At 32.2% G+C, this 21,574-nt stretch carries 21 protein-coding genes; 19 read left to right on the forward strand and 2 right to left on the reverse strand.

The features are described from left to right. Positions 1 to 8: 8 nt before the first annotated feature. Together OCV67_RS08500 and OCV67_RS08505 are read right to left on the reverse strand one after the other, a co-directional pair. Complete coding sequence (locus OCV67_RS08500) at positions 9 to 1,715, reverse strand: recombinase family protein (protein ID WP_147643553.1); 1,707 nt, start codon at positions 1,713 to 1,715, stop codon at positions 9 to 11. Between the two features lie 131 nt (positions 1,716 to 1,846). After that, complete coding sequence (locus OCV67_RS08505) at positions 1,847 to 2,047, reverse strand: hypothetical protein (protein WP_147643554.1); 201 nt, start codon at positions 2,045 to 2,047, stop codon at positions 1,847 to 1,849. 410 nt (positions 2,048 to 2,457) lie between these two features. Here OCV67_RS08505 and OCV67_RS08510 point away from each other — a divergent pair, with 410 nt between their 5' ends. From OCV67_RS08510 to OCV67_RS08600, 19 genes are all read left to right on the forward strand, one after another. Further along, entirely contained in the window at positions 2,458 to 3,948 is a 1,491-nt protein-coding gene (locus tag OCV67_RS08510; protein WP_147643555.1) for a class I adenylate-forming enzyme family protein, read from the forward strand. Further along, complete coding sequence (locus tag OCV67_RS08515) at positions 3,945 to 4,211, forward strand: acyl carrier protein (RefSeq protein ID WP_147643556.1); 267 nt, start codon at positions 3,945 to 3,947, stop codon at positions 4,209 to 4,211. Before OCV67_RS08510 ends, OCV67_RS08515 begins: the two co-directional genes overlap by 4 nt. Before the next feature lie 5 nt (positions 4,212 to 4,216). Beyond that, complete coding sequence (locus OCV67_RS08520; RefSeq protein ID WP_147643557.1) at positions 4,217 to 5,476, forward strand: acyl-CoA synthetase family protein; 1,260 nt, start codon at positions 4,217 to 4,219, stop codon at positions 5,474 to 5,476. Between the two features lie 22 nt (positions 5,477 to 5,498). Then, positions 5,499 to 7,313: an ABC transporter ATP-binding protein gene (locus OCV67_RS08525; protein WP_147643558.1), complete on the forward strand. Its 1,815-nt coding sequence runs from the start codon at positions 5,499 to 5,501 to the stop codon at positions 7,311 to 7,313. A 26-nt stretch (positions 7,314 to 7,339) separates the two neighbouring features. Continuing rightward, the gene (locus tag OCV67_RS08530) at positions 7,340 to 8,797 is read left to right on the forward strand and encodes a S8 family serine peptidase (protein ID WP_178085060.1); all 1,458 of its coding nucleotides are present in this window, start codon (positions 7,340 to 7,342) and stop codon (positions 8,795 to 8,797) included. A gap of 22 nt (positions 8,798 to 8,819) precedes the next feature. Continuing rightward, on the forward strand, positions 8,820 to 10,223 hold the full coding sequence (gene ccpM / locus OCV67_RS08535; RefSeq protein WP_147643560.1) for a Cys-rich peptide radical SAM maturase CcpM: 1,404 nt from the start codon (positions 8,820 to 8,822) through the stop codon (positions 10,221 to 10,223). A 12-nt stretch (positions 10,224 to 10,235) separates the two neighbouring features. Next, positions 10,236 to 11,360 carry a TIGR04066 family peptide maturation system protein gene (locus OCV67_RS08540; protein WP_147643561.1) on the forward strand — a complete coding sequence of 375 codons (1,125 nt, stop codon included), beginning with the start codon at positions 10,236 to 10,238 and terminating at the stop codon, positions 11,358 to 11,360. A gap of 9 nt (positions 11,361 to 11,369) precedes the next feature. Then, complete coding sequence (locus tag OCV67_RS08545; protein WP_147643562.1) at positions 11,370 to 11,654, forward strand: hypothetical protein; 285 nt, start codon at positions 11,370 to 11,372, stop codon at positions 11,652 to 11,654. A gap of 83 nt (positions 11,655 to 11,737) precedes the next feature. Further along, entirely contained in the window at positions 11,738 to 11,896 is a 159-nt protein-coding gene (locus tag OCV67_RS08550; protein ID WP_147643563.1) for a CLI_3235 family bacteriocin precursor, read from the forward strand. A 37-nt stretch (positions 11,897 to 11,933) separates the two neighbouring features. Then, positions 11,934 to 12,074 carry a CLI_3235 family bacteriocin precursor gene (locus OCV67_RS08555; RefSeq protein ID WP_147643564.1) on the forward strand — a complete coding sequence of 47 codons (141 nt, stop codon included), beginning with the start codon at positions 11,934 to 11,936 and terminating at the stop codon, positions 12,072 to 12,074. 37 nt (positions 12,075 to 12,111) lie between these two features. After that, positions 12,112 to 12,270, forward strand: coding sequence for a CLI_3235 family bacteriocin precursor (locus OCV67_RS08560; protein ID WP_147643565.1), 159 nt, complete (start codon positions 12,112 to 12,114; stop codon positions 12,268 to 12,270). Between the two features lie 272 nt (positions 12,271 to 12,542). After that, complete coding sequence (locus OCV67_RS08565) at positions 12,543 to 13,925, forward strand: ABC transporter substrate-binding protein (RefSeq protein WP_147643566.1); 1,383 nt, start codon at positions 12,543 to 12,545, stop codon at positions 13,923 to 13,925. Between the two features lie 81 nt (positions 13,926 to 14,006). Beyond that, complete coding sequence (locus tag OCV67_RS08570; RefSeq protein WP_147643567.1) at positions 14,007 to 14,906, forward strand: carbohydrate ABC transporter permease; 900 nt, start codon at positions 14,007 to 14,009, stop codon at positions 14,904 to 14,906. Beyond that, the gene (locus tag OCV67_RS08575; RefSeq protein ID WP_147643568.1) at positions 14,899 to 15,759 is read left to right on the forward strand and encodes a carbohydrate ABC transporter permease; all 861 of its coding nucleotides are present in this window, start codon (positions 14,899 to 14,901) and stop codon (positions 15,757 to 15,759) included. Before OCV67_RS08570 ends, OCV67_RS08575 begins: the two co-directional genes overlap by 8 nt. Before the next feature lie 28 nt (positions 15,760 to 15,787). Continuing rightward, positions 15,788 to 16,858 carry an efflux RND transporter periplasmic adaptor subunit gene (locus tag OCV67_RS08580; protein WP_178085061.1) on the forward strand — a complete coding sequence of 357 codons (1,071 nt, stop codon included), beginning with the start codon at positions 15,788 to 15,790 and terminating at the stop codon, positions 16,856 to 16,858. Beyond that, on the forward strand, positions 16,855 to 18,069 hold the full coding sequence (locus OCV67_RS08585; protein WP_147643570.1) for an ABC transporter permease: 1,215 nt from the start codon (positions 16,855 to 16,857) through the stop codon (positions 18,067 to 18,069). The genes OCV67_RS08580 and OCV67_RS08585 overlap by 4 nt, the downstream gene beginning before the upstream one ends. Beyond that, positions 18,059 to 19,636: a glycosyltransferase family 4 protein gene (locus OCV67_RS08590; RefSeq protein ID WP_178085062.1), complete on the forward strand. Its 1,578-nt coding sequence runs from the start codon at positions 18,059 to 18,061 to the stop codon at positions 19,634 to 19,636. Before OCV67_RS08585 ends, OCV67_RS08590 begins: the two co-directional genes overlap by 11 nt. Beyond that, positions 19,623 to 20,636: a glycosyltransferase family 2 protein gene (locus OCV67_RS08595; protein ID WP_147643572.1), complete on the forward strand. Its 1,014-nt coding sequence runs from the start codon at positions 19,623 to 19,625 to the stop codon at positions 20,634 to 20,636. The genes OCV67_RS08590 and OCV67_RS08595 overlap by 14 nt, the downstream gene beginning before the upstream one ends. Next, on the forward strand, positions 20,617 to 21,561 hold the full coding sequence (locus OCV67_RS08600; RefSeq protein ID WP_147643573.1) for an isoaspartyl peptidase/L-asparaginase: 945 nt from the start codon (positions 20,617 to 20,619) through the stop codon (positions 21,559 to 21,561). The genes OCV67_RS08595 and OCV67_RS08600 overlap by 20 nt, the downstream gene beginning before the upstream one ends. Positions 21,562 to 21,574: the final 13 nt, after the last annotated feature.

Genomic DNA, 21,574 nt, shown 5'->3' on the forward strand with positions numbered 1-21,574 from the left:
GCTGCTCCTTACGGAGAAGTAAGAGGGTTGCTGACTGATATTGGTAGTGAAGCCTCAGAAATGGAGTTTTCTGAGGCTTCAGCTTTTTTTAGTGTTTCTAAAGCCCCCGTAACGCCCTTTGCCACCGTAAAGCTCCACTTATGAGGCAGCATTTTCAAATAAACATCTATATGGTTTTTATCGTTAATTACCATTTTGTCGAGTATCTGGGTGTAGTATTCGTCCTCGTACTGGATACCGTTAATCAGCTCGTCAATAGCGTTCTTTATATCTTCCATCAATTCCTTTTGCTTTGCAATTACAATCTGCTGATTTTCTATGCTTTCCACCATAGATTTCAAGCTGTCGATTTCAGCATCGTATTTTGCCCTAAGAGCCGTAAATTCATTACGGTCAATATCACCGCTTGTATAAAGGTCAATCAAATCAGTACGTTTTTTCTGTGCTGCTTCAATTTTATCTTCCAGAGTATTTGTATCTGCACCTGTCATATCCATTGAAATCACCTTGTGAATCATCTTAATCAAGTTATCCGCTATTTTCTGGCGGTCAATGGTGAGCTGTTTGCAGACGAGATACATGATATGAGTCGCATCTTCATTACGGATACTAAGCCCCGTACAGCCCACTTGGTTTCCTGCCTTGTCAATATGCGGTCTGCCGTACTTGGCAGCTTCCCCACAACGCCACGCCTTATAGCGGCTTCCGTCTTTGCGTGTCTTATATCTTGCCACATAGCTTGAACCGCAGCAGCCGCACTTGATTTTTCCAGAGAACGGATAGCGGTTGCTGTGTTTTGCCTTGCCCTCCTGTGAAAGTGATTTTGCATCTAAAATGCGGTTTGCTTTATCGAAAAGCTCACGGGAGATAATCGGCTCGTGGTGGTCTTTGATAATGACAAATTCCTCCTGCCCTCGGTTGTACTTTTTTTCATGGGATAGGAAGTCTGGCGTAAAGGTTTTCTTCTGTACTAAATCGCCGCAGTATTTTTCATTTCGGATAATACGGAGAATGACGGTGTTTTGCCATTCCTTAACACGCATAGGCTCAATGCCTTCCTCCCGAAGCTCACGGGCAATAACATGAGTACCTTTTCCCTCGTCCACAAACTTGTGGAAGATAAGGTGGACGATTTTTGCTCCCTCCTCGTTGATAGTCATTTTCCCGTCTTTTACATCGTAGCCGAGCATACTGCGTCCAAACACAACGCCTTGCTCCATCTGGCGTTTTTGTCCCCATTTTACACGCTCGGAAGTCTTGCGGCTTTCCTCCTGTGCGATAGAGGACATGATAGCAAGGCGAAGCTCCGCATCGCCGTCCAAGGTGTTGATGTTGTCGTTTAGAAAGATAACGCCGACACCGTGCTTTTTGAGGTCACGGGTATAGAATATACTGTCAAGGGTATTTCTCGCAAAACGGGAAATTTCCTTTGTAATAATCAAATCAAAATCACCGTTTTTTGCACACTCAATCATACTGTTAAATTCTTTTCGCTTTTTCGTATTTGTGCCAGATATACCTTCATCGGCAAAAATCTCGTACAGTTCCCAATCGGGATTACGTTCGATATACTGACGGAAATATCGCTGTTGGCTTTCAAAAGAATTGGCTTGGTCTTCATTGTCCGTGGAAACACGACAGTAGGCAGCAACTTTCTTTTTCATTTTCTGTATTTTTCTCTCTTGATTGAGAGTTTCGTATTTGTTTGTTGACATAAGAAAATCTCCTTTTCCGATTAAGCTTTGCCTATTGTAAGTAAGTCTCAATTTGCGAATTTTGAAATTGTACTTTATTATGCTTTATTGAGCATCAGTGCTTCAATAGGCATATGTAAAGAGCCAAGCGTTTAGGCTTGGCTGTGGTTGTTTTTACTGAATTGTTTTTCAATTTCCTCGATGCAGCGGTCATACTGCGAATGTGTCAAAAGCTCTCTTTTTTTCAGAGAAGCAAGTATTGACTTTTGAAAATGCAGATAAAACGCTGTGTGTTCATGTTCGGTAATTTGCGGAGCAGGCTCTCCGACATAGACAAACTCACGATACTTCAATCATCAACACCACCTTGCTATAATGTATTCATAAGGGTTTGTACGATATAACACCTTGTCAAGACACGGATAGTATTTTCTGACGAAAATCTCCATCCTTAAAGTCTTGACAAGGTGTTGAAGCCATGCGAAAACTATTTTCGCATGGCTATAACGAGGGGTTGATTCTTTTTGAAATTCGGTATTAACTTATTTAAGTTTGCAATGTCTGCAATGATTTAATGTTTGTACAATATTTAATAACATTTATAAATAAATTTATCAAAATATATACAAAAAGCTAATAATTTATTAATATTTTATGAACATTTTATGGAAATTATTGACATTTAATATTGTTTATTGTATAATAAAATATATTATTTTTATATTAGACAATAATATATAATTGTTATCAGGTGGTGAGCAGATTGAATGTATTTAAAATAATTGAAGAACACAATAATTTTGATACAGCATTATTATATCGTGGTAAAAAAACTACATATAAAGAATTACTGGAAAAATCCAAAAAATTATCTGATGTAATTAATAAGCATACGGAAAATATACCTGAGCCTGTAGGAGTATTTATTTCAGGTTCATTGGATTTTTCTGTTTCATTCTTTTCAATAGCGCATGCAGATAAAGTAATTATGCCATTAAATGTAAACTTAAAGAAAGCTGAATTCGTACGAATAATTAAATACTTGGATATAAGGATTATTATTACTAATGATTTGTTTTATGATAGACTTATTAAGTTAATTGATAATGATATTACAGTAATATGTCTAAATGCTGACGGCGATGTGAAATTTGTTAATGACGTTACTGATATGAGGCATATTGAATATAATAATGAATTAAAAGATGTAGCATTGATACTACATACCTCTGGATCGCTTGATTCTCCTAAAAGTGTGATGCTGACACATGAAAATTTGTTAAGCTGTATCCATTCGATATCGGAAGATTTGAATATAACACAAAAGAATAATACATTAATAATTTTGCCAATGTATTATGCATCTGCAACCATATCACAGTTTCTGACTCATTTGTATGCAGGCGGAACAGTAACATTTATGGATACAATTTTTACGTCGGAAAATCTGTTTTATAATATTGCAAATTATAAAATAACTAATTTTTCATGTATACCATCAATGCTTTCAGAAGTATTAAATAATTTAAGCAAAATAGAAAAATATGATTTATCTTCATTAAAATATGTATGTTTTGGCGGTGCGTTTGCAGCCGGTAATAAAGTCAATGAATTAGTTAAATATTTTTCGAATGTAAAATTTATCAGAACGTACGGTTTGACTGAAGCTTCGACAAGAATTTCACATTATGTTGAACAGCCTGATGTTATAAATGATACTTGCGTTGGAAAGTGTATTCCGAATGTTAAAGTTAGAATAGTCGATAAAAATGAAAATGATTGCAGGATTGGAGAAATAGGGGAAATTACAGTAAAAGGTCCTAATGTTATGAAAGGTTACTATATGCGGACTGATGAAACTGAAAAGGTTATGATTAATGGTTGGCTGCATACTGGTGACTTGGGCAGGATAGATGAGGAGAATAATTTATATATTGTCGGAAGAAGAAAAAATATTATAATACGCAATGCTGAGAACATATATCCTGAGGAAATAGAAGGAGTTCTTAATAGTTGTCCGCAAATAAAGGAATCTTTTGTTTATGGAGAACCTCATGAGCTTTTAGGTGAAGTTCCGGCAGCAATAATAGTAATTAACGATGGCTTTGAGTTTAAAAAACAAGAGTTGATTAATTATTGTTACAATAAATTGTCGAGTTCAAAAATTCCTGTAAAATTTATAGTTGCGGATAAAATTGAAAAGACAAGTAATGGAAAAATTAACAGAGGGTTCAGAAAAGAGGAGTTTGTATGATTGAAAAAAATGATTTTGAAGTAGATTTAAAAAAGATAATCAAAGAAAATACTTATATTTCACTTGATGATGAAAATTTTAAAGACAATACGGATTTAATTGTAGACTTGGGATTTGATTCACTGTCTATTGTAAATTTGATAGCAGATATTGAAAAGTATTTTAAAATAGAATTTGAAATAAATGAATTGGTATCTGAGGTAATCGCAAATTATGGGAATCTTAAGAAATGTGTCAGCAGTAAAATTAATAAGGAAGTGTAAAGTTTATGAAAAATCAGAATTTGTCGACTTTAATAGAATATGCTTATAGGCATGTAAAATATTATCATGAATTATTTAATAAAATAGGTATAGACGCTTCTTTAATACAAAGCTCAGAAGATCTGATTAAGATTCCTATTTTAAAAAAAGATACGATACAAGAACAAATGACTGATTTTATTTCAGATGAATATCAGAAGTTCCCGAAAAATGAAAATGTAGTAATAAAAAGAACATCAGGGTCTACCGGAAAATATCTGAAAATATATTGGGATTATAAGGATGATATTAAGTCTTTAATGCCTTTATGGACTCTGAGAAGCAGATTATATGGTATTGATCCGAAAATGAAGTGGTGCAGCTTTTATTCTACCAGATATGAGGGAAATAAAATAAAGCCTCTTCTTCCCAAGGAAGTTGCTCTTAACGGCAGATATATGGGATTTTCAAAAATCGGTTTAACATATAAAAAAATTGAGGATAACTACCGTGATATACTGGAATTTAATCCGGACTGGCTGCTCCTTCAACCCAGTATTGCTTATTTAATGTCGCAAATTGTCAAAGAACATAATTTACCTGTACCATCAAATTTAAAGTACATAGAAATGAGCGGGGAATATTTATTCGATAATTATAAAAAGCAAATTGAAGAAACCTTTGATGTTTATACGGCTAATCAGTATGGCTGCAACGAGGCGAATGAAATAGCATATGAATTCAAATGCCGCAATATGCATGTTATTGAAAATAATGTTATTGTTGAAGTACTCAAAGACGGAAAACCTGTGATAAATGAAGAGGGCGATATATATGTTACTTCTTTAAAGAATTTTGCTATGCCTTTTATTCGTTATCAGACGGGAGACAGAGGTATATTGATAACTGATCATAACTGTTCATGTAAAAATAAAGCACCGATATTGAAGGTTAATTCCGGTAGATCCAGTGATTTTTTGCTTTTGGAAAACGGTGAAAAAATGAATAGCTATGTGTTGGCTAATATTGTTGAGTATACTAATGAAAATATGTCCTCAGCGATCAAGCAGTTTCAGATAACACAGACTGATATTAATAAATTTAATGTTAATTTGGTAGTTAAGTCATCATATTCAGGCTGGAAAAATGCGATTAGTGAATGTTTTCTTGATAATATACAAGAGGAAGAACTTAAAAATGCGAAATGGAATTTTATTTTTTCTGATGAAATTTGTCCGGATAAAAATACAGGTAAATTTAAGTATTTTATTAATGAATTGATATAAAGGATTTAAGGATAGGTATAAAATGTTAAAAATATGGAGCAAGGTAAAGGACTTTTGGTCAATAATCTTTTTTTGTCTGAAATTAACTGTTGAAGCTTCGCCGAAATTTTTTATTTTATATGTATTGCTTGATGTTTTAATTGTGGTCGTACCTTTTGCGGTTATTTATGTTACCAGTATTTTGATCAATTTATTGGTTGAGTATGCGGGAAGCAATGACTTTAACGGTGTAATACGCTCTTTGATAATTATAAGTTTATTAATGCTTGCACTAAATATATTAAATAAAACCATTGAATCGGTAAAGCTTTATTTGGAAGGCTTATATAATGAAATTATAAGTATAAAAACCAGACATCAGATCATGAAAAAGGCGGCTGAAATCGATCTGTACTGCTTTGATTCACCTGAGTTTTATGATGAAATGAATGATGCAAGTAATAACAGCGCTTATATAATTCAAACAGCTTTTCAGGTTCTGTCCTTTATTCGTTATTTTTTTCAGTTTTGTATAGCTTTTGTAAATCTATTAATGTGGAACGGTATTCTTCCAATATTATTAACACTGTCTGTTATTCCAAGCGTTATATTTAAAAATAAACAATTGGAATCTGTATACAGCTTTCAAAGAGAGCATATGAAAGACGAGCGAAAAATATTTTACTCTTTTAATATGGCATTGAGTAAGGAATATGCTAAGGATATCAGAATATATGGATTGTTTCCGTTTTTAAGTTCAAAGGTTTTGAATGCATGGAATCATTTGTTTAATTCAAAAAAGCGAATAACTAAAAGGTATACTAAAATTTTAATTGTTTTTGATATGCTGCCCGAAATAATAATGGTGGTATGTATATTTTTGCTTGGCGTATCCGTTATAAGAGGTAATTGTACAATAGGAGATTTTAATTATTATCAGGGAATTATCGGACAAGTTACAGCAGGTATATTTATGGTGATATATAATTATACTCAAATATATGATGGCAAAATACGTATAAATAATTATGTAAAGTTTATGAACTTTAAAAATAATGTTAAAGATGAAGGTAAATTAGTACTTGAAAAATCATTATTTACTATAGAATTTAAAAATGTTGGTTTTAGATATAATAATAAAGCAAAATATGTACTGAAAAATTTAAGCTTTAAAATAAGAAGCGATCAGAAAATTGCTTTGGTTGGTGTTAACGGAAGCGGAAAATCTTCAATAATAAAATTACTTCTTAGATTTTATGATCCTGAAGAAGGAGTAATTTTAATTAACGATAAAGATATTCGGGAATATACCATTGAAAGCGTAAGAAAATGTTTTAGTCCGATGTTTCAGGATTACTGTAATTATGCTTTTACTGTAAGTGAAGATGTTTCAATATCAAATTATAATGAGTCGCATAATGAGGAAAAAGTTCAGTATGCATTATATAAAAGCGGAGCATATGAATTTGTTGAAAAATTTCCTGATAAGCTGAATACTTATTTATCCCGTCAGTATGAAGAAGGGGAAGAATTGTCTGGCGGACAGTGGCAAAAAATAGCGCTTTCCAGAATGTTTTTTCAAAATGCGGAAATGTATATTCTTGATGAGCCTTCGTCAGCGTTGGATGCTGAATCGGAAGATGAATTATTCCGTAAGTTTGAAGAGCTTTATAAGGATTGCGGTGCGATATTGATTTCTCATAGACTGTCTAATGTTAAAACGGCAGATAATATTCTTGTTATAGGTGATGGAAAAATAATTGAACAGGGGAATCATAAGGAATTAATGAAATTAAATGGAAAATATGCACGAATGTATAATTTGCAGGCAAAAAAGTACAGCGAGATAACTGTATAAAAAATGAATTAAGTGGGATGAAGAGAATGAGCCGAATAAAAGCTGCTATTATCGACGATGGCGTCGACGTTTCTCAGTTCAGTAATATACAATCTTTTACAGTAAAAAAAGATTTAAGTATTAAAAAGGATTTTACTGCTGCAAAACAATATAATCATGCAACAACTTGTATGAAAATCATAAAGAAATTTACAGATATCAGTAATGTAGATTGGTACAGTATAAAAATATTAGACGATGACAGTAAACTTGCAAATATAAATCAGTTTTTAAAGGCTCTTGAGTTATGTGCAGAATTAGGTGTAAAGATAATACACTTAAGTATAGGTACTTCTATATATGATGATTTTGAGTATGTTGAAAAATATGTAAATCGTTTATGTGACATGGGTGTTATAATAGTTGCAGCATCCAGCAACAAAGGAACAGTGACATATCCTGCATATATGAATAATGTAATAGGCGTAAAAAACAATTATTTGTTAAAGGACGATAAATACATATTTAATGAAAACCCAATGGATCATATAGATTTCAGCGCCGCATCCGCACATATTTTACGCAGCGGTAAGGAACTGAATGTAACCATGAGGTCTAACAGTTATGCAGCTCCGATAATTACTGCAAAAGTAATTACGATATTGAATAATAATGAATCGGCATCATTTGAAAAAGTTTACAATTTATTAATGAAGAATTCGGTTAATAAAAATTGCAAGGTAAATACTGTATATTTTGATCCTTTATCCTGCGCAGACAGAGTTTTATTAAATATTGTTTCTGATAAAGATGAAGAGGATTTTTTGCCCTTTTCACAAATAAATTATCCTCAGTATATACTGCATTCGGAAACTTATAAAAGTGAACTGAACGAAATTGATTTAAGCAGATATGATCAAATAATTTTAAGTTTCTTGTCATTACAATATCAGAAATCGGAGATTATTTCTTATTTTTTGAATAATTATAATGGAAAAATAGCAGTTTATCATAACGATTCGTTTTTTGAATACAGTTCAAAAAATAGAAGTGAAGCGGAGCGTTTATGGTTATATAAAAATAAAATGTTTGAATCTTTAAAGGCGGATAATAAAGAAAATAAGATAAATATACCTGTTGTAGGCATTCATTGTGAATCAATTCAGAAACTGGTTAACATAATTTATAAACTGAATTATAATTTTAAATCAGACGGGTACTATTGTGAATCATTTTTGGAAATGTCTCAGGCAGAATTACTTGGTTTTAATGTTATTCCCAATTTGAATATTAAGCAATTTTTATGTAAAAGCAGTAATTTTTTTAACTGTAATATAATTATAATAGGTTTTAGTAATTTGAACCTGATTGAAAAATTTAACGACTTTGACGTTATTATATGTCAGGATAAATACAAGAAAGAATTATCTTTAATAAATAATGATACTGTATATATTGATTGTAAAGATGATATGTATAAAAAGCTAATATCAATTTTAGAATGATTAAAAAGGGAGAAGTAGAATTATGGAAAATAAACCGTTTGTTCATATGTTGAAAACACCGCTTGCAAAATATGCTTTTGATGTAAATACAAATCAACTTATCCAGGTGAATGAAGAGTTATATGATTATTTAAAAAAATCAAGCGACGCTTCGATAAGCAGTGCAGCTAAAAAGCAGCTGGACTTTTTAACGTCTCACGGATATCTTTCTAGTAAACACCCCAAAAAAATGAAACATTATCAGAGCGATTTGCTTGAATATCAGTTGAATGAAAATGTTGCACAAGTCACGCTTCAGGTAACTCAGCAATGTAATTTCAGGTGTTCTTACTGTCCTTATACTACTGCTGAATTTGATGTTCAAAGAAAACATAATTCTAATACAATGTCTTATGAGACGGCAAAAGCCGCCGTAGATTTCTTTGCGGAGCATTCTGCTAATCAGAACGACGTTTGTGTTGGGTTTTACGGCGGAGAACCTCTTTTAGAGTATGATTTGATAAAAGCAATGGTTGAATATTCAGAGAAAATATTCAAGGGAAAAAATCTGACATTTACTGTGACTACAAATGGTTCTCTTTTTACACCTGAAAATGTGAAGTTTTTTAACGAGCATAATTTCAATGTAATGATTAGTCTGGACGGTCCTCCGGAAGTACATGACAGATCAAGAAAATTTGCTGCAACTGGTATGGGTACATTTTCAGTAATAGCTAAAAATATACAAATGATAAAGGAAGATTTTCCGGAATTTTTTAATAAAATTTCATTTAATATTGTTATTGATCCGAGGTATTCATGTAACGATCTGCATGAAATGTTTAATAACAGTGAACTGTTTTCAGATTCCAATATTCGTTCAACCTTAATTGAGGATTTCTTTTCATATGAAAAAGTTATTTCTGATGAGGTTTACGATATTGAGCAAAATATACATGAATTCAAAGCATATTTATCCGAATTAGGCAAATACCCTAAGGAAAAGGTTTCTAAGATAGCTTACAATAATCTGCATCAAAATATAGCAAGACTTAATATGTCAATGCAGCCTCAAAAAACTCTATTGGATACTATGTCCCATAGCGGACCTTGTATTCCGGGGCAAAGAAGATTGTTTATCGATGTAAACGGTAATTTTTTCCCTTGCGAAAGAGTAAGCGAAACTTCCGATGCGATGAAAATAGGCGATTTAAAAAATGGATTTGACTTTGAAAATGCAAGAAAAATTCTTAATGTTGCAGATTTAACAGAAAAGCAGTGCTGTAATTGCTTTGCAATACGTCATTGCACCACATGTGCAAAATATTGCGATAATAACGGTGAATTGTCTGCGGAACTGAAGTTGTCAAATTGTAAAAACGTTCGTTTCAATGCAGAGGAGACATTTAAAAATTATTTGATATTAAAAGAATTAAAAAGTGTGTGAGGAAAGTATAAAATGAAATGCGAAAAAATTGGTATATATCCGTTTAATAATGACTGTAATGTATTTTTACAATATAGTGATTTAATATCTTCTGATTATAGAATTTGTGAATTAGCTTCATTAACCGGTTGGGGATTAACCGATAAAAAAGTACAATTGTATTCTAAAGATTATCAAATCAAATCGTCATTGCAGGAATTTGAGCAAACTGTGGATTCACTGTTTGTACCTGAATTTGACGTTTCTGAACAAGTTGAAAATATTATTGTAAATGAAATAGTAAATTATATTCCTAAAATAAGTAAAATAATGTGTTTTGCAAAGCTTACCGATAATAATTTACATAGGTTGAAATCAGAATGTAACGAATCGGGTAAATGTGTGTTGTATTACGCTTATGAAAATAATAAAATTGATGATAATAAACCATATTTAAAAAATGATGAGGTATATCTTGAACAGATCGATATACCTATAATAGCAGTAGCGGGAATGTGGGAAAATACCGATAAATTTACAACATCAATGGTTTTAAGAGATAAGTTTTTAAAGGAAGGTTATAAGGTTACACAGATAGGTTCAAGAAAATATTGTGAATTATTTGGATTTCATTCATTTCCGGATTTTATGCTGAATCCTGAAATTTCGGAAAATAAAAAACCGCTGTTGTTTAATCGGTACATTAAAAACTTAGCTGAAAATGAAAAGCCTGATGTTATAATTATCGGAGTACCCGGCTCAATACAATCTTTCAATGAAAAGCATACGAATCATTTCGGGATTTTGCCGTATTTGGTATTTCAGTCAGTATTGGTAGACTTTCTGGTAATGTGTACTTTCTATGAAAGTTCTTCTCCGGAATTTCTTGAGGAAGTATTTAATTTGTGTAAATACAGATTGTCATGTGAGGTTGATGTGTATCATATGTCCAATTTATTCTTTGATATGGACGAAATATTAGAAAAAGGTTTGATATTTACCAATAAATTGCCGCTTGAAATGGTTGAAAGAACTATAGAAGAAAAATACAGTGAAAGCAGATTGCCTGTTATTAATATACATCAAAAGGATTCTGCGGATAAATTATATAATATGATACTTGATAAGCTTTCAAATGATGTAAAAATTATGATATGAGGTGAAAAAATGCCGGTACAGGAAAAAAATTTGTTGAAAACAGAACAGATCAGCCAGTCGATCTTTGAAATTTTGGAAAATAATTTTGATTTGAAACTTGATAAAAATAATAAAAACATTAAGGATCAGAATTTTTTTGGTAAAATTATAAAGTTTAAAGCAAGAGATTTGGTGTATTTGATTTATTTACTTGAAAAGAAATATGATATTGTTTTTAGTGAAGATGACATAGATAATGTGTCTATGTATACAATTAACGGTTTATCTGAGATAGTTTCAGAACACTTAAATTAAATTGCTGCTCAAATGAGTACATATTCTCATTTTTGCATATATGGGCCCAAAAAATAATACTTTTAGAAAGGAGGGAAAATGTTATGAAAAAGCTAGTTAAGGCTAATACCGGCAGAAAAGACAGTGTAGAAGCTTATGCTTGCAGTTGTACTTGCAGTTGTCCATGTTCCGGAGGTGCAAACAAGGTTACTCAAGCAGTATCCAATAGTTCTACAAGAGCACAGAAACCTAATAATAAGTAATTTCGTTATTAAAGTATGTCATTAGGAGGAAAATACAATGAAAAAGCTAGTTAAGACTAATACCAACAGAAAAGACAGTATTGAAGCTTATGGTTGCACTTGTACTTGTCCATGCTATGGCAGTACAAACAAAGTTACTCAAGCAGTAGGCAATAGCGCTTCAAAGGCAATTAAGTAATTATTTTATTCAAAAATGTTATTAGGAGGAAAATGCTATGAGAAAGCTGATTAAGGCTAATAACAGCAGAAAAGACAGCGTAGAAGCTTATGCTTGCTATTGCACTTGTGCATGTACTAATAATATTAATAATAAAATTTCTAAAGCAGTAAGCAAAAGTACAGCGTCACAGTTAGCAGATGTAAATCATAAGTAAATTATAAGTAATTATTTAGACGTCTATTAAAGTATAAGAAGCAATCTGTAAAAAGATTGCTTCTTATAATCAATTAATAAATAATTAACAAAAAGTTCTTATTTTATTTACAAAAATAATGCAATAATTATCGATTTGGAATCGTTATATATATAGTAAGTGAAAATATAAAGAGATAGATATATGTATTATAATGCTTTTGGTAGGTTTTTCCAAGGTTAAATACTTAATTTATCTGAATATTATCTGACAAATGAAAGGAGTCAGCTTATATGAATAATAAGTTTAACACTATGTTCAGACGATTTACAGCTTTGGCGTCAGCAGCCGTTATGTTAACAGCAGCCGGAACAGGTTGTTCCGGTAAAGATAAGGTCACTATTCAGGAACCGACAGATAAATTGGTGATTTATTCAGGACCTGTAGTTGATAAGGCTTTAAAAGCGGCATTAAGCAGTTTTAAGAATTTATATCCAAATGTGGAAGTAGAATACAAAGAATTCGGTACTTCTAATGATCCGGAAGCTGAATCAAATTATCTGGAAACAATAAAAAATGAATTATCTTCCGGTAAGGGGCCTGATTTGATTCTCATGCACAGTTCAGAATATGATGATATTTATCGTATGATGAAAAGTGAAAGTTTTCAGGATTTAAATCCTTTGCTGGAAAATGATGAGTCTTTTGATAAAGGACTATACAATGAAACAGTTTTTGATTCCGGAGTTTTTGAAGGCAAACGCTACTTTATTCCTATATCATATAGTATGCGTGTTCTGTTAACCTCACAGGAAGCGCTGGAGGCGGAAAATATTACTGTTGATGATAATTTAAGTTTTGATGATTTTTCTAATATAATGACTAATTATGTAGATAAATATGAAAGCAATATGGATAAAACTTTTTTTACTTTGGAAGGTATGAAGCTGGAAACATTTTTTCCATGGAATGGCATGAATCTTTTAGATTATGAAAAAAAGAAAGTTTTGATCGATAATGATGACTTCAAGAAAACCATGGAGTTATATAAAAAATATTATAATATGGATAACAGGGAGCAGGAATCAGTACTTTCAACATATCAAGGTGACGGTGCTGTTATGATCAACAGCGGCAGCTGCTTATTTGAATCCGGTATATTAGGTGGGGTGTCAAAGGCTTTAGAAGTTTATTCAGCCTTGTTGACTGATAAAACGCCGGTGCTTAGCCGTTTTCCGTCAATAAGCGATAAAAATGTGGCTACGCCTAAGTATATGGCTGCTATCAGAAGCGGCAGTCCTAATCAGGCAAATGCTTATTCATTTATAAAGATTCTTTTATCTGAAGATTATCAGAATAAAAATGCTGTTTTTAGCGAAGCATGTTTAGAGATTCCCGTACTGAAATCAGCTTTGGAAAATGGTATTGACAGTTGGAATAAAAAATTCGGAGGGCAAAAAGATACTGAACACGGAGTAACATTAACAGCCCTTTCTGATGCTGATAAGGATAAGTTTATTGATATTTACAGTAATGTAGACGCATGTGAATTGTATAACAATAATTTGATAAATTTCGTATGGGAAGCAATGGAACCTTATTTTAAAGGCGAAAAATCATACGATGAATGTCAGAAAAATTTATATAATAAATTAGAGCTTTATATAAATGAATAAAATTACAGCTGAAAAAACAGTATATTTATTTGTATTTTATATAAAGTATTCCAGACTTTGAAAGATTGGAGTTGTATATGAATGAATAAATTAATGTCAGCTCGTAATAAAAAAACTAAATTAGCAAAAAAGGATGCAGTTACCGGATTTATATTTTCTTTACCGTCTGTTTCCGGAATGCTTGTATTCTTTTTAATACCGTTTATAATATGTATAGTATTATCATTGACTGATAATATAAACAGTATGAATTTTGTGGGTATAGATAATTATGTTGATATAATATCCAGCCAGACCTTTAGATTAGCTGCGTGGAATACGTTGAAATTTATTTTGGTATCCGTACCTTTGATCATGGTTTTTTCATTTTTAATCGCATCACTGCTGTATCAGAAATTAAAAGGATTTGAATTTTTCAGATCAGTATTTGTATTTCCGTTGGTACTTCCGGTTTCTTCAGTCATATTATTTTTTCAGATGATCTTTGCTGAAAAGGGATTAGCTAACGATGTTCTTTCTTTAATGGGATTACCTGTTAAGGATTGGCTTAATTCTTCAGCTTCTTTTATAGTCCTTGTAATCTTATATGTCTGGAAAAACTGCGGATATAATATTATTCTTTTTCTGGCTGCCTTAAATTCTATACCTAAAGCGTATTATGAGGTTGCAGATTTGGATTCTACCAGCAGACTCAAAAAGCTTATAAACATAACGTTACCAATGATTTCTCCGCACTTGTTTTTTATTTTGGTAATATCAATTATAAATACTTTTAAATCTTTTAAAGAGGCATATATTTTGTGCGGTGATTATCCTCATAAAAGTATCTATATGATCCAGCATTTTATGAATAATAATTTTCAAAATCTGAATTATACCCGATTATCTGTAGGATCTATTCTTGTTTTTATAATTATATTTATTATTATATTATTATTGTTTAAGTTCAAAAAAAGATTGGGAGATATTGAATATGGTTAAAAGATTCAGGTTTTCATATGGCAAAATTATTTCTTATATAATTTTGAGCTTGTTATCGGTTGTAGTACTGATGCCGGTCGTTTTTATGATTTGCGGTTCTTTAATGGGGAAGTCGGAAATATTAAATAGTTTCGGAAATTTGATCACTAATGATAATACGGACAGCAACTTTCATATTATTCCGAATCAAATAACTTTAATGGGGTATGCAGATGTTTTTTTACTTGACCCATCTTATTTGATGAAATTCTGGATCTCAATTTTTATATCTGTTACAATCGTAGTCGGTCAGGTTATAATATCGTGTTTCAGTGCGTACGGTTTAGCCAAGTTTAATTTTCCGTTTAAAAATGTAATATTTTATCTTGTAGTTATTTTGATGATGCTGCCTGTTCAGGTAACGTTAGTTCCGAATTACATATTGTTTGATAAGATAGGACTGATAGGATCTTATCTTTCTTTGATACTTCCCGGCATTTTCAGTACCTTTGGCGTATTTCTTCTGACGCAGGTGTTTTCTGCTATTCCTAATGATATGATTGAGGCAGCGAAAATTGATGGAGCAAATCATTTTCAGATATTAATTAGGATAATTATACCATGTTCCAAAACCGGAATAGCGTCTTTAATTATATTATGTTTTATAGATTCATGGAATATGATTGAACAGCCGTTGGCCTTTTTGAAAAATTACTTGAAATATCCGCTTTCAATATTCCTTTCACGTATAAATGATACTAAATTAGATATAGCTTTTGTGTGCGGAGTATTGGCAATTATTCCTGTTTTCATATTGTTTTTATTTTTTAAAGACGCTTTAATAAAAGGTGTTGAATATTCTAATATGAAATAATTGAATTATACTGTAGAGGTGAATGTTAATGGAACAAAAAAATAATAAAAAGTTTTTGATTCAAATATCTGTTATTGTATTGATTATATTGCTCTTGTGTACTTTTCTTTCAAAATCAATTTATAATATGTCTCTTCCATATGTAGAGGTAATAAATCCTGCTGCGGAAAAGCTTTCGGTGTCTTCAAGTGCAACCGGTGAGGTAATGGTTGATAGTCAGAAAATATGTTACAATGTTCCATTAAAAATAACGGAAGTTTATGTAAAGGAAAATGATGAAGTTAAAGCCGGAGACGTTCTCTTTGAAGTAGACAGCAAAGAATTCTCTATAAATATACAAAAGAAAGAACTTGAGGTTCAAAAAATTGAAGATCAGCTTGACCAATGGTTATCATATAAGGATCGTGCTAAACTTGAAGATGAATTGGAAATTGCCGAAGGAGAGCTTGAACTGTATAAAGAGCAGGTTCCTTATGATGGAAATGTTTGTGCTGAAAATAATGGTATTATATCTGAAATAAAGGTAAACGCCGGAGATTTGACTAAGGAAGGCGATACCTTGGCGGAAATTACAGATGAAGCTCAAAGTATGTCTGTAAAATTTTCATTTGGTCAAACAGATGACGTACTGTGCAGAGTCGGAGATGAGGTACAGTTGACTTATATGGAAACTGCGTGGTATGAAGGTAAGCCGTCAACTGAAGAAAAAACTGTTAATACTACGGTTATTAAAAGAGAATATGATACTGAAAAAAAGCAGTATTTCTTTTATGCCGAGATAGATAACAGTAATAAAAAGTTTTATGAGGGACAGAAAATAAAAGTCAATTATATTATTTCCTCGGATTTATATGAAAATGTTGTTCCTTTAAATGCAATTTCTAAAGATGAAAATAGAGATACTGTAGTTTATGTTTTACAGTCTAGAGACGGTTTGTTTGGTGAAGAATACTATGTAAAAAAAGTTAAAGTAGATCAGTTGGAAAAAAATAATGTGAAGTCGGCTATTAACGGAGATGATATAAGTGCTTATATTGAAGTCGTAGTATCATCGTCAAGAGCGCTTACCTCTGGGGAGACTGTGAGGGTAGTACGGTGATTATAACTAAGTATTCAAAGCTTAAATTATTTTTATACACAATAATTTTTGCACTTTTTATGTTTATGAGTATTTCAGTACGGCAGCAAGTAATATCAGCGCTGCCTGAGGCTGTAGAATATGTATCAAAAAATAATACGGACTATATAACGCTTTCTGAGATTAAACAAGCCGTTAATAATTCAGATGATATTATGACAGTAAATGTACAGAACCGTAAAAACGGAACAGCTGAGGCATACCATACTTCTCTTTTATCTGATAATGTCAATATTATTCTTACTGATGAAAATTATCCTGAAATACATAATATAAATATGATAAAGGGCAATTTTTTTTCAGCAGTTATTTCAGAATCTGATGCAATAGTAATAAGCGACAGTCTGGCAAATTTGCTTTTTAAAAGTATAGATATTATTGGATGTCAAATGATATTGAATGGTGAAACCAAGACTATTTCCGGAGTCTATGAGAATAACGAAAGCTTTGTAAGTGATTTATCTTCTAATGGACTTGAAACAGTGTTTGTACCGGTATATTATCAAACTGATATTAATGATTCGACTAGAATTGAAAGCTTTTATGTCAAAGGAAATAACGGCTCAATCGGCAATAAGGAAATCCAGGAATTAAATGCACTCCTGAATAATAAGCTTGAATTATATAAACAAAACGATTTAAATTCTTCAAAAAAGTTATTGATGCAGCTTTTTAATATCATAATATTCGTTATAGGACTGATTGTGGTTGTAAAACTTTTTTCTGTAATTATTAAAAATATAAAAAAAATAGTAAATTATATTATAGCTGTCAAGGGTTTTGACAATGCAGTTCCGTCAGTAAATGTAAAATTATGCATACTCGGTACCATATTATGTATTGCTTTTATAATTCCTATAATAGTTTTGTGTACGTTTAAAATATACATACCCGAAGGCTTTATACCTGAACATGACCGTATATGCGATATTTCTTATTATTATGACTATATGTTGAATTTCGTTCAGGGAATAAGAACAGAGGATAGATGGAATTATTATCAGGAGTTAATACTGAGTTTTTATGTGATTTTATTTGTTTTGGGAATTAGTACAGTTATAATGTTTATAAAAACGTTTTTTATGTATATTAAATTTTTCCGTACATATGCGGAAGGCTTTAATGATTCGGTGCAAAAAACTTTAGTAAAGGATGAAAGGAATGAAAAATAAACCGGTTGTAGGAATTCTTTTGGATACAAGGGGCGATCCGCCATACATAAGCGTAGGGAAACTTTGGAAACAGTCTATTAACATACTACAGGAAAAATATTCAATAGAAGTTTTAGAAATTGATTCTTATAAAGTAGAAAACGATAGCAGATACAGAGAATTTGTTCAAAAAATTGATTTACTAATGGTCTTATCTCCCTATTATACTATAGACAGAACTGTGAAAAAGTTTCCGGTTGTTGCTTACGGTTTAGGATCAATGCAGAAAGGCGGTCATTGGCTTTATGACAACAAAGACAGTTTTAAAAGCTATGATTCGATTATATTAAATTCTACTGCTTGTCAGAGTATATTTGAAGAATTAGTTATGGATAATAGTTTGAAGTCATGTTTTATACCTTTTGGTGTGGATACGTCGATCTTTTATCCTAGACCAAATAAGTCGGAACTGCGAAAAAAGTATAATGTTCCGGAAAACGCTTTTATTATGCTGTACTGCGGTAGGATCAATTTACAGAAAAATCCCATGCTGCTTCTCAGTATACTTAGAGATATGGCAGATAAATATAAAAATTTATATTTAATGTTTATGGGTTCTTTTGATAATTTTTATATACCGGAATTTTCTGATAAATCGTCGCCAGATACTAAAAATGAATTTTATAAAATGGTTGAAGAGTTTAATCTGAATTCCAGAATTATAATGTTTGATACTCAGAATATTTCCCAAACTTATGCGGAAATGATTTGTTTGGCTGATATAGGTATTAATCTGACTACTTTAATAAGTGAAAATTTTGGTTATACTCCTGTTGAAATGCAAGCATGCGGTCTGCCTGTGATAGGTACTGATTGGGGCGGACTAAAGGATACTATTGTAGATAATGTAACCGGATTCAGTATTCAAACCGTTTTATCGAAAAACGGTGTGAGAATCAATTTAGAGCAAATTAAAAATAGGATAGAATTGTTGATTAATAATCCTGAACTATTAAAACAAATGGGAGTTAATGCAAGGGAGAACGTTATAAAAAATTATTCTTATACATTATTTGCTGACAGAATCCAAAATCTGATATCTGAAACATATAATGAATTTATATCCGGAAGCATGAATGAGTCGGAAATAAAACTGAATCCGATCATGAAAAAAATGTCTCATGATATAAAAAGTAATTATGGAACTTCACGGTGTGTAAGCTGGGAGTATCTTCATCCCGAAATAGATTTTGACCATTATGATTTGATCGTTTCAAAATGTGCAACAGGAAAATCAGATGATATCCAATGGAATAAGGAGGATATTGTTTCTAAGGGATTTGACTGGTCGGTAATAAACGGCAAATTTAAATCATACGATCCGCGTTGGAATCAGTCGTTTGAATTAGTTGATTGGAGTTTAAGCGATGCTGAATTGAAATTTCTTGAATCAGTTGACAAGGGTCATACTATTGATGAGCTGATAAGTACATATAATCGTGAAAATACTTTTGAACTGTTGAATACTCTGACTTGTAAAGGCTTGCTTATGCCGTTTAAAAAGGAAATGATGTATGTCACGGAATGAAACTGGTGCGTTTATAGTACCGCATTATAACGACGGAAACGAGATAGAACTTAAGTGGTTTGGAGAAGCTTTAAATAGTATAAAATTACAAACTGATAATGACTGGAAGATAATTGTAATTGACGACGCTTCAACATCTGAAAAAGCGATAAGCTTTCTGAAACAAATGAAAAAGTACTTTTCTGAAAAGATGGAGGTTATTTTTTTATCAGAAAATCTGGGTCCCGGCAATGCTCGTAATATCGGTATTAAGAGAGCTTTTGAATTGGGCTGCCCATTTGTTCTATACCTTGATCAAGATGATATTTCCCATCCTGAAAGACTTGAGGTTACAAGAAAAATATTTAACCGTCAACAGGAAGCCGGAGTCGTTTACAGTACATTTCAGGTAATTGATGATAATAGTGATATTGTACCAAAAAATAAAATTATACCGTCCATTCAGGAAATACTTGACAGTCATGTCAATAATCCTCCTCAGGGGAAAAATGTATGGATAAGAATTGCAACCGAAACCGGATATGTTAATCTAACGTCGTCTACAAGCGTACGTACTGATGCGGCATTAAGGTGTCCGTTTCCTATAGAAAGAGTTTCTGAGGACTATTATACATGGCTGACTTATTCTGCGTCAGGTTATCAATTTGTTTACACTCCTTTGATTCCCAGCGGGTATAGAATACCGCAAATTGTCAACGGTTCCAGATCAAGAAGTTCCTCGGGAGGAACGCATACGTTTAATATGATCAAGAGTATTATTGATATGAGAAGTATTCAGGCTGCTGCTGATATAGCTTATAAAAACGGAAGTTTTACAGATAAACAAATAAAAGAGATAAAGGTGAGATTCTGTTTAAAAAAATCAGAATCAATGGCAATAGACGGCGAAAAGGAAATCTCAGAAGATTATATTTACAGAGCAAGGGATATTGACAATGAATTGACTGAAAAATTATTAAAGGAAAAGGAAAGTATGTTTTATGGCGGTATTATTGACTAATTCAGTGGCAACAAATGGAATTAATAAGACTGTTCAGATGCTAAATCAGAATGTCTCTTCATTGGACGCTATTGAATCCGGAATCAGATTAGTGGAATCAGATCCTGAAGCGGGGTGGGTTGGATATGGAGGCCATCCCAATCTGCTTGGGACAGTAGAATTGGATGCAGGTATCATGGACGGTTTAACTCTTAATGCAGGAGCAGTTGGAGCGTTGTCCGGATATTTGCACCCTATTTCTGTTGCCAGAAATGTAATGGAAAAATTGCCTCATGTTTTTCTTGCCGGAAACGGCGCTGCTAAATTTGCTGAAGATTGCAATGCAGAATCCGGAGATAATCTTACTGTGCGTACTTGTAAGGACTGGAATGACTGGCTGAATAATAACCGTAATTTAAGTGAATCAAATAATTGGCCGGACGTAAGCCTGATCAGATTGTCAATGTTGACTGCGAATAATAAAACAGCAAAAGGTACTACAATTTTTCTTGCGCAGGATAATGACGGAAATTTTAGTGCCGGTTCAAGTTCAAGCGGTTGGAGCTTCAAATATCCCGGCAGACTTGGAGATTCGCCTGTTATTGGTTCCGGTATATATGCTGACAATAGATACGGAGCAGCTGCTTGTACCGGAATGGGGGAATTGACTTTAAGGTCTAATACTGCAAGGTCTGTTATTCTTTATCTAAAAATGAATATGACGTTAAAAGAAGCTTGTTATGAGGCATTAAATGATTTGAGAGCTATAAAAACCGATTTCAGAGGCGGAGTTACGATTTATGCTTTAGACGCAAAGGGAAATCGTTTTGTATTGTCTGTCAGGGCTTTGGATAAAGGATTGCCTGAATGCGATACTTATTATTGGTACTGGGATAATCAGTATGATGAGCCTGTCAAAATGAATGCGGTTATGGAAAATTGGTAGAAAGGGAGGATTG

Source organism: Porcipelethomonas ammoniilytica, assembly GCF_025567485.1.
Taxonomy (GTDB): Bacteria; Bacillota; Clostridia; order Oscillospirales; family Ruminococcaceae; genus Porcipelethomonas; species Porcipelethomonas ammoniilytica.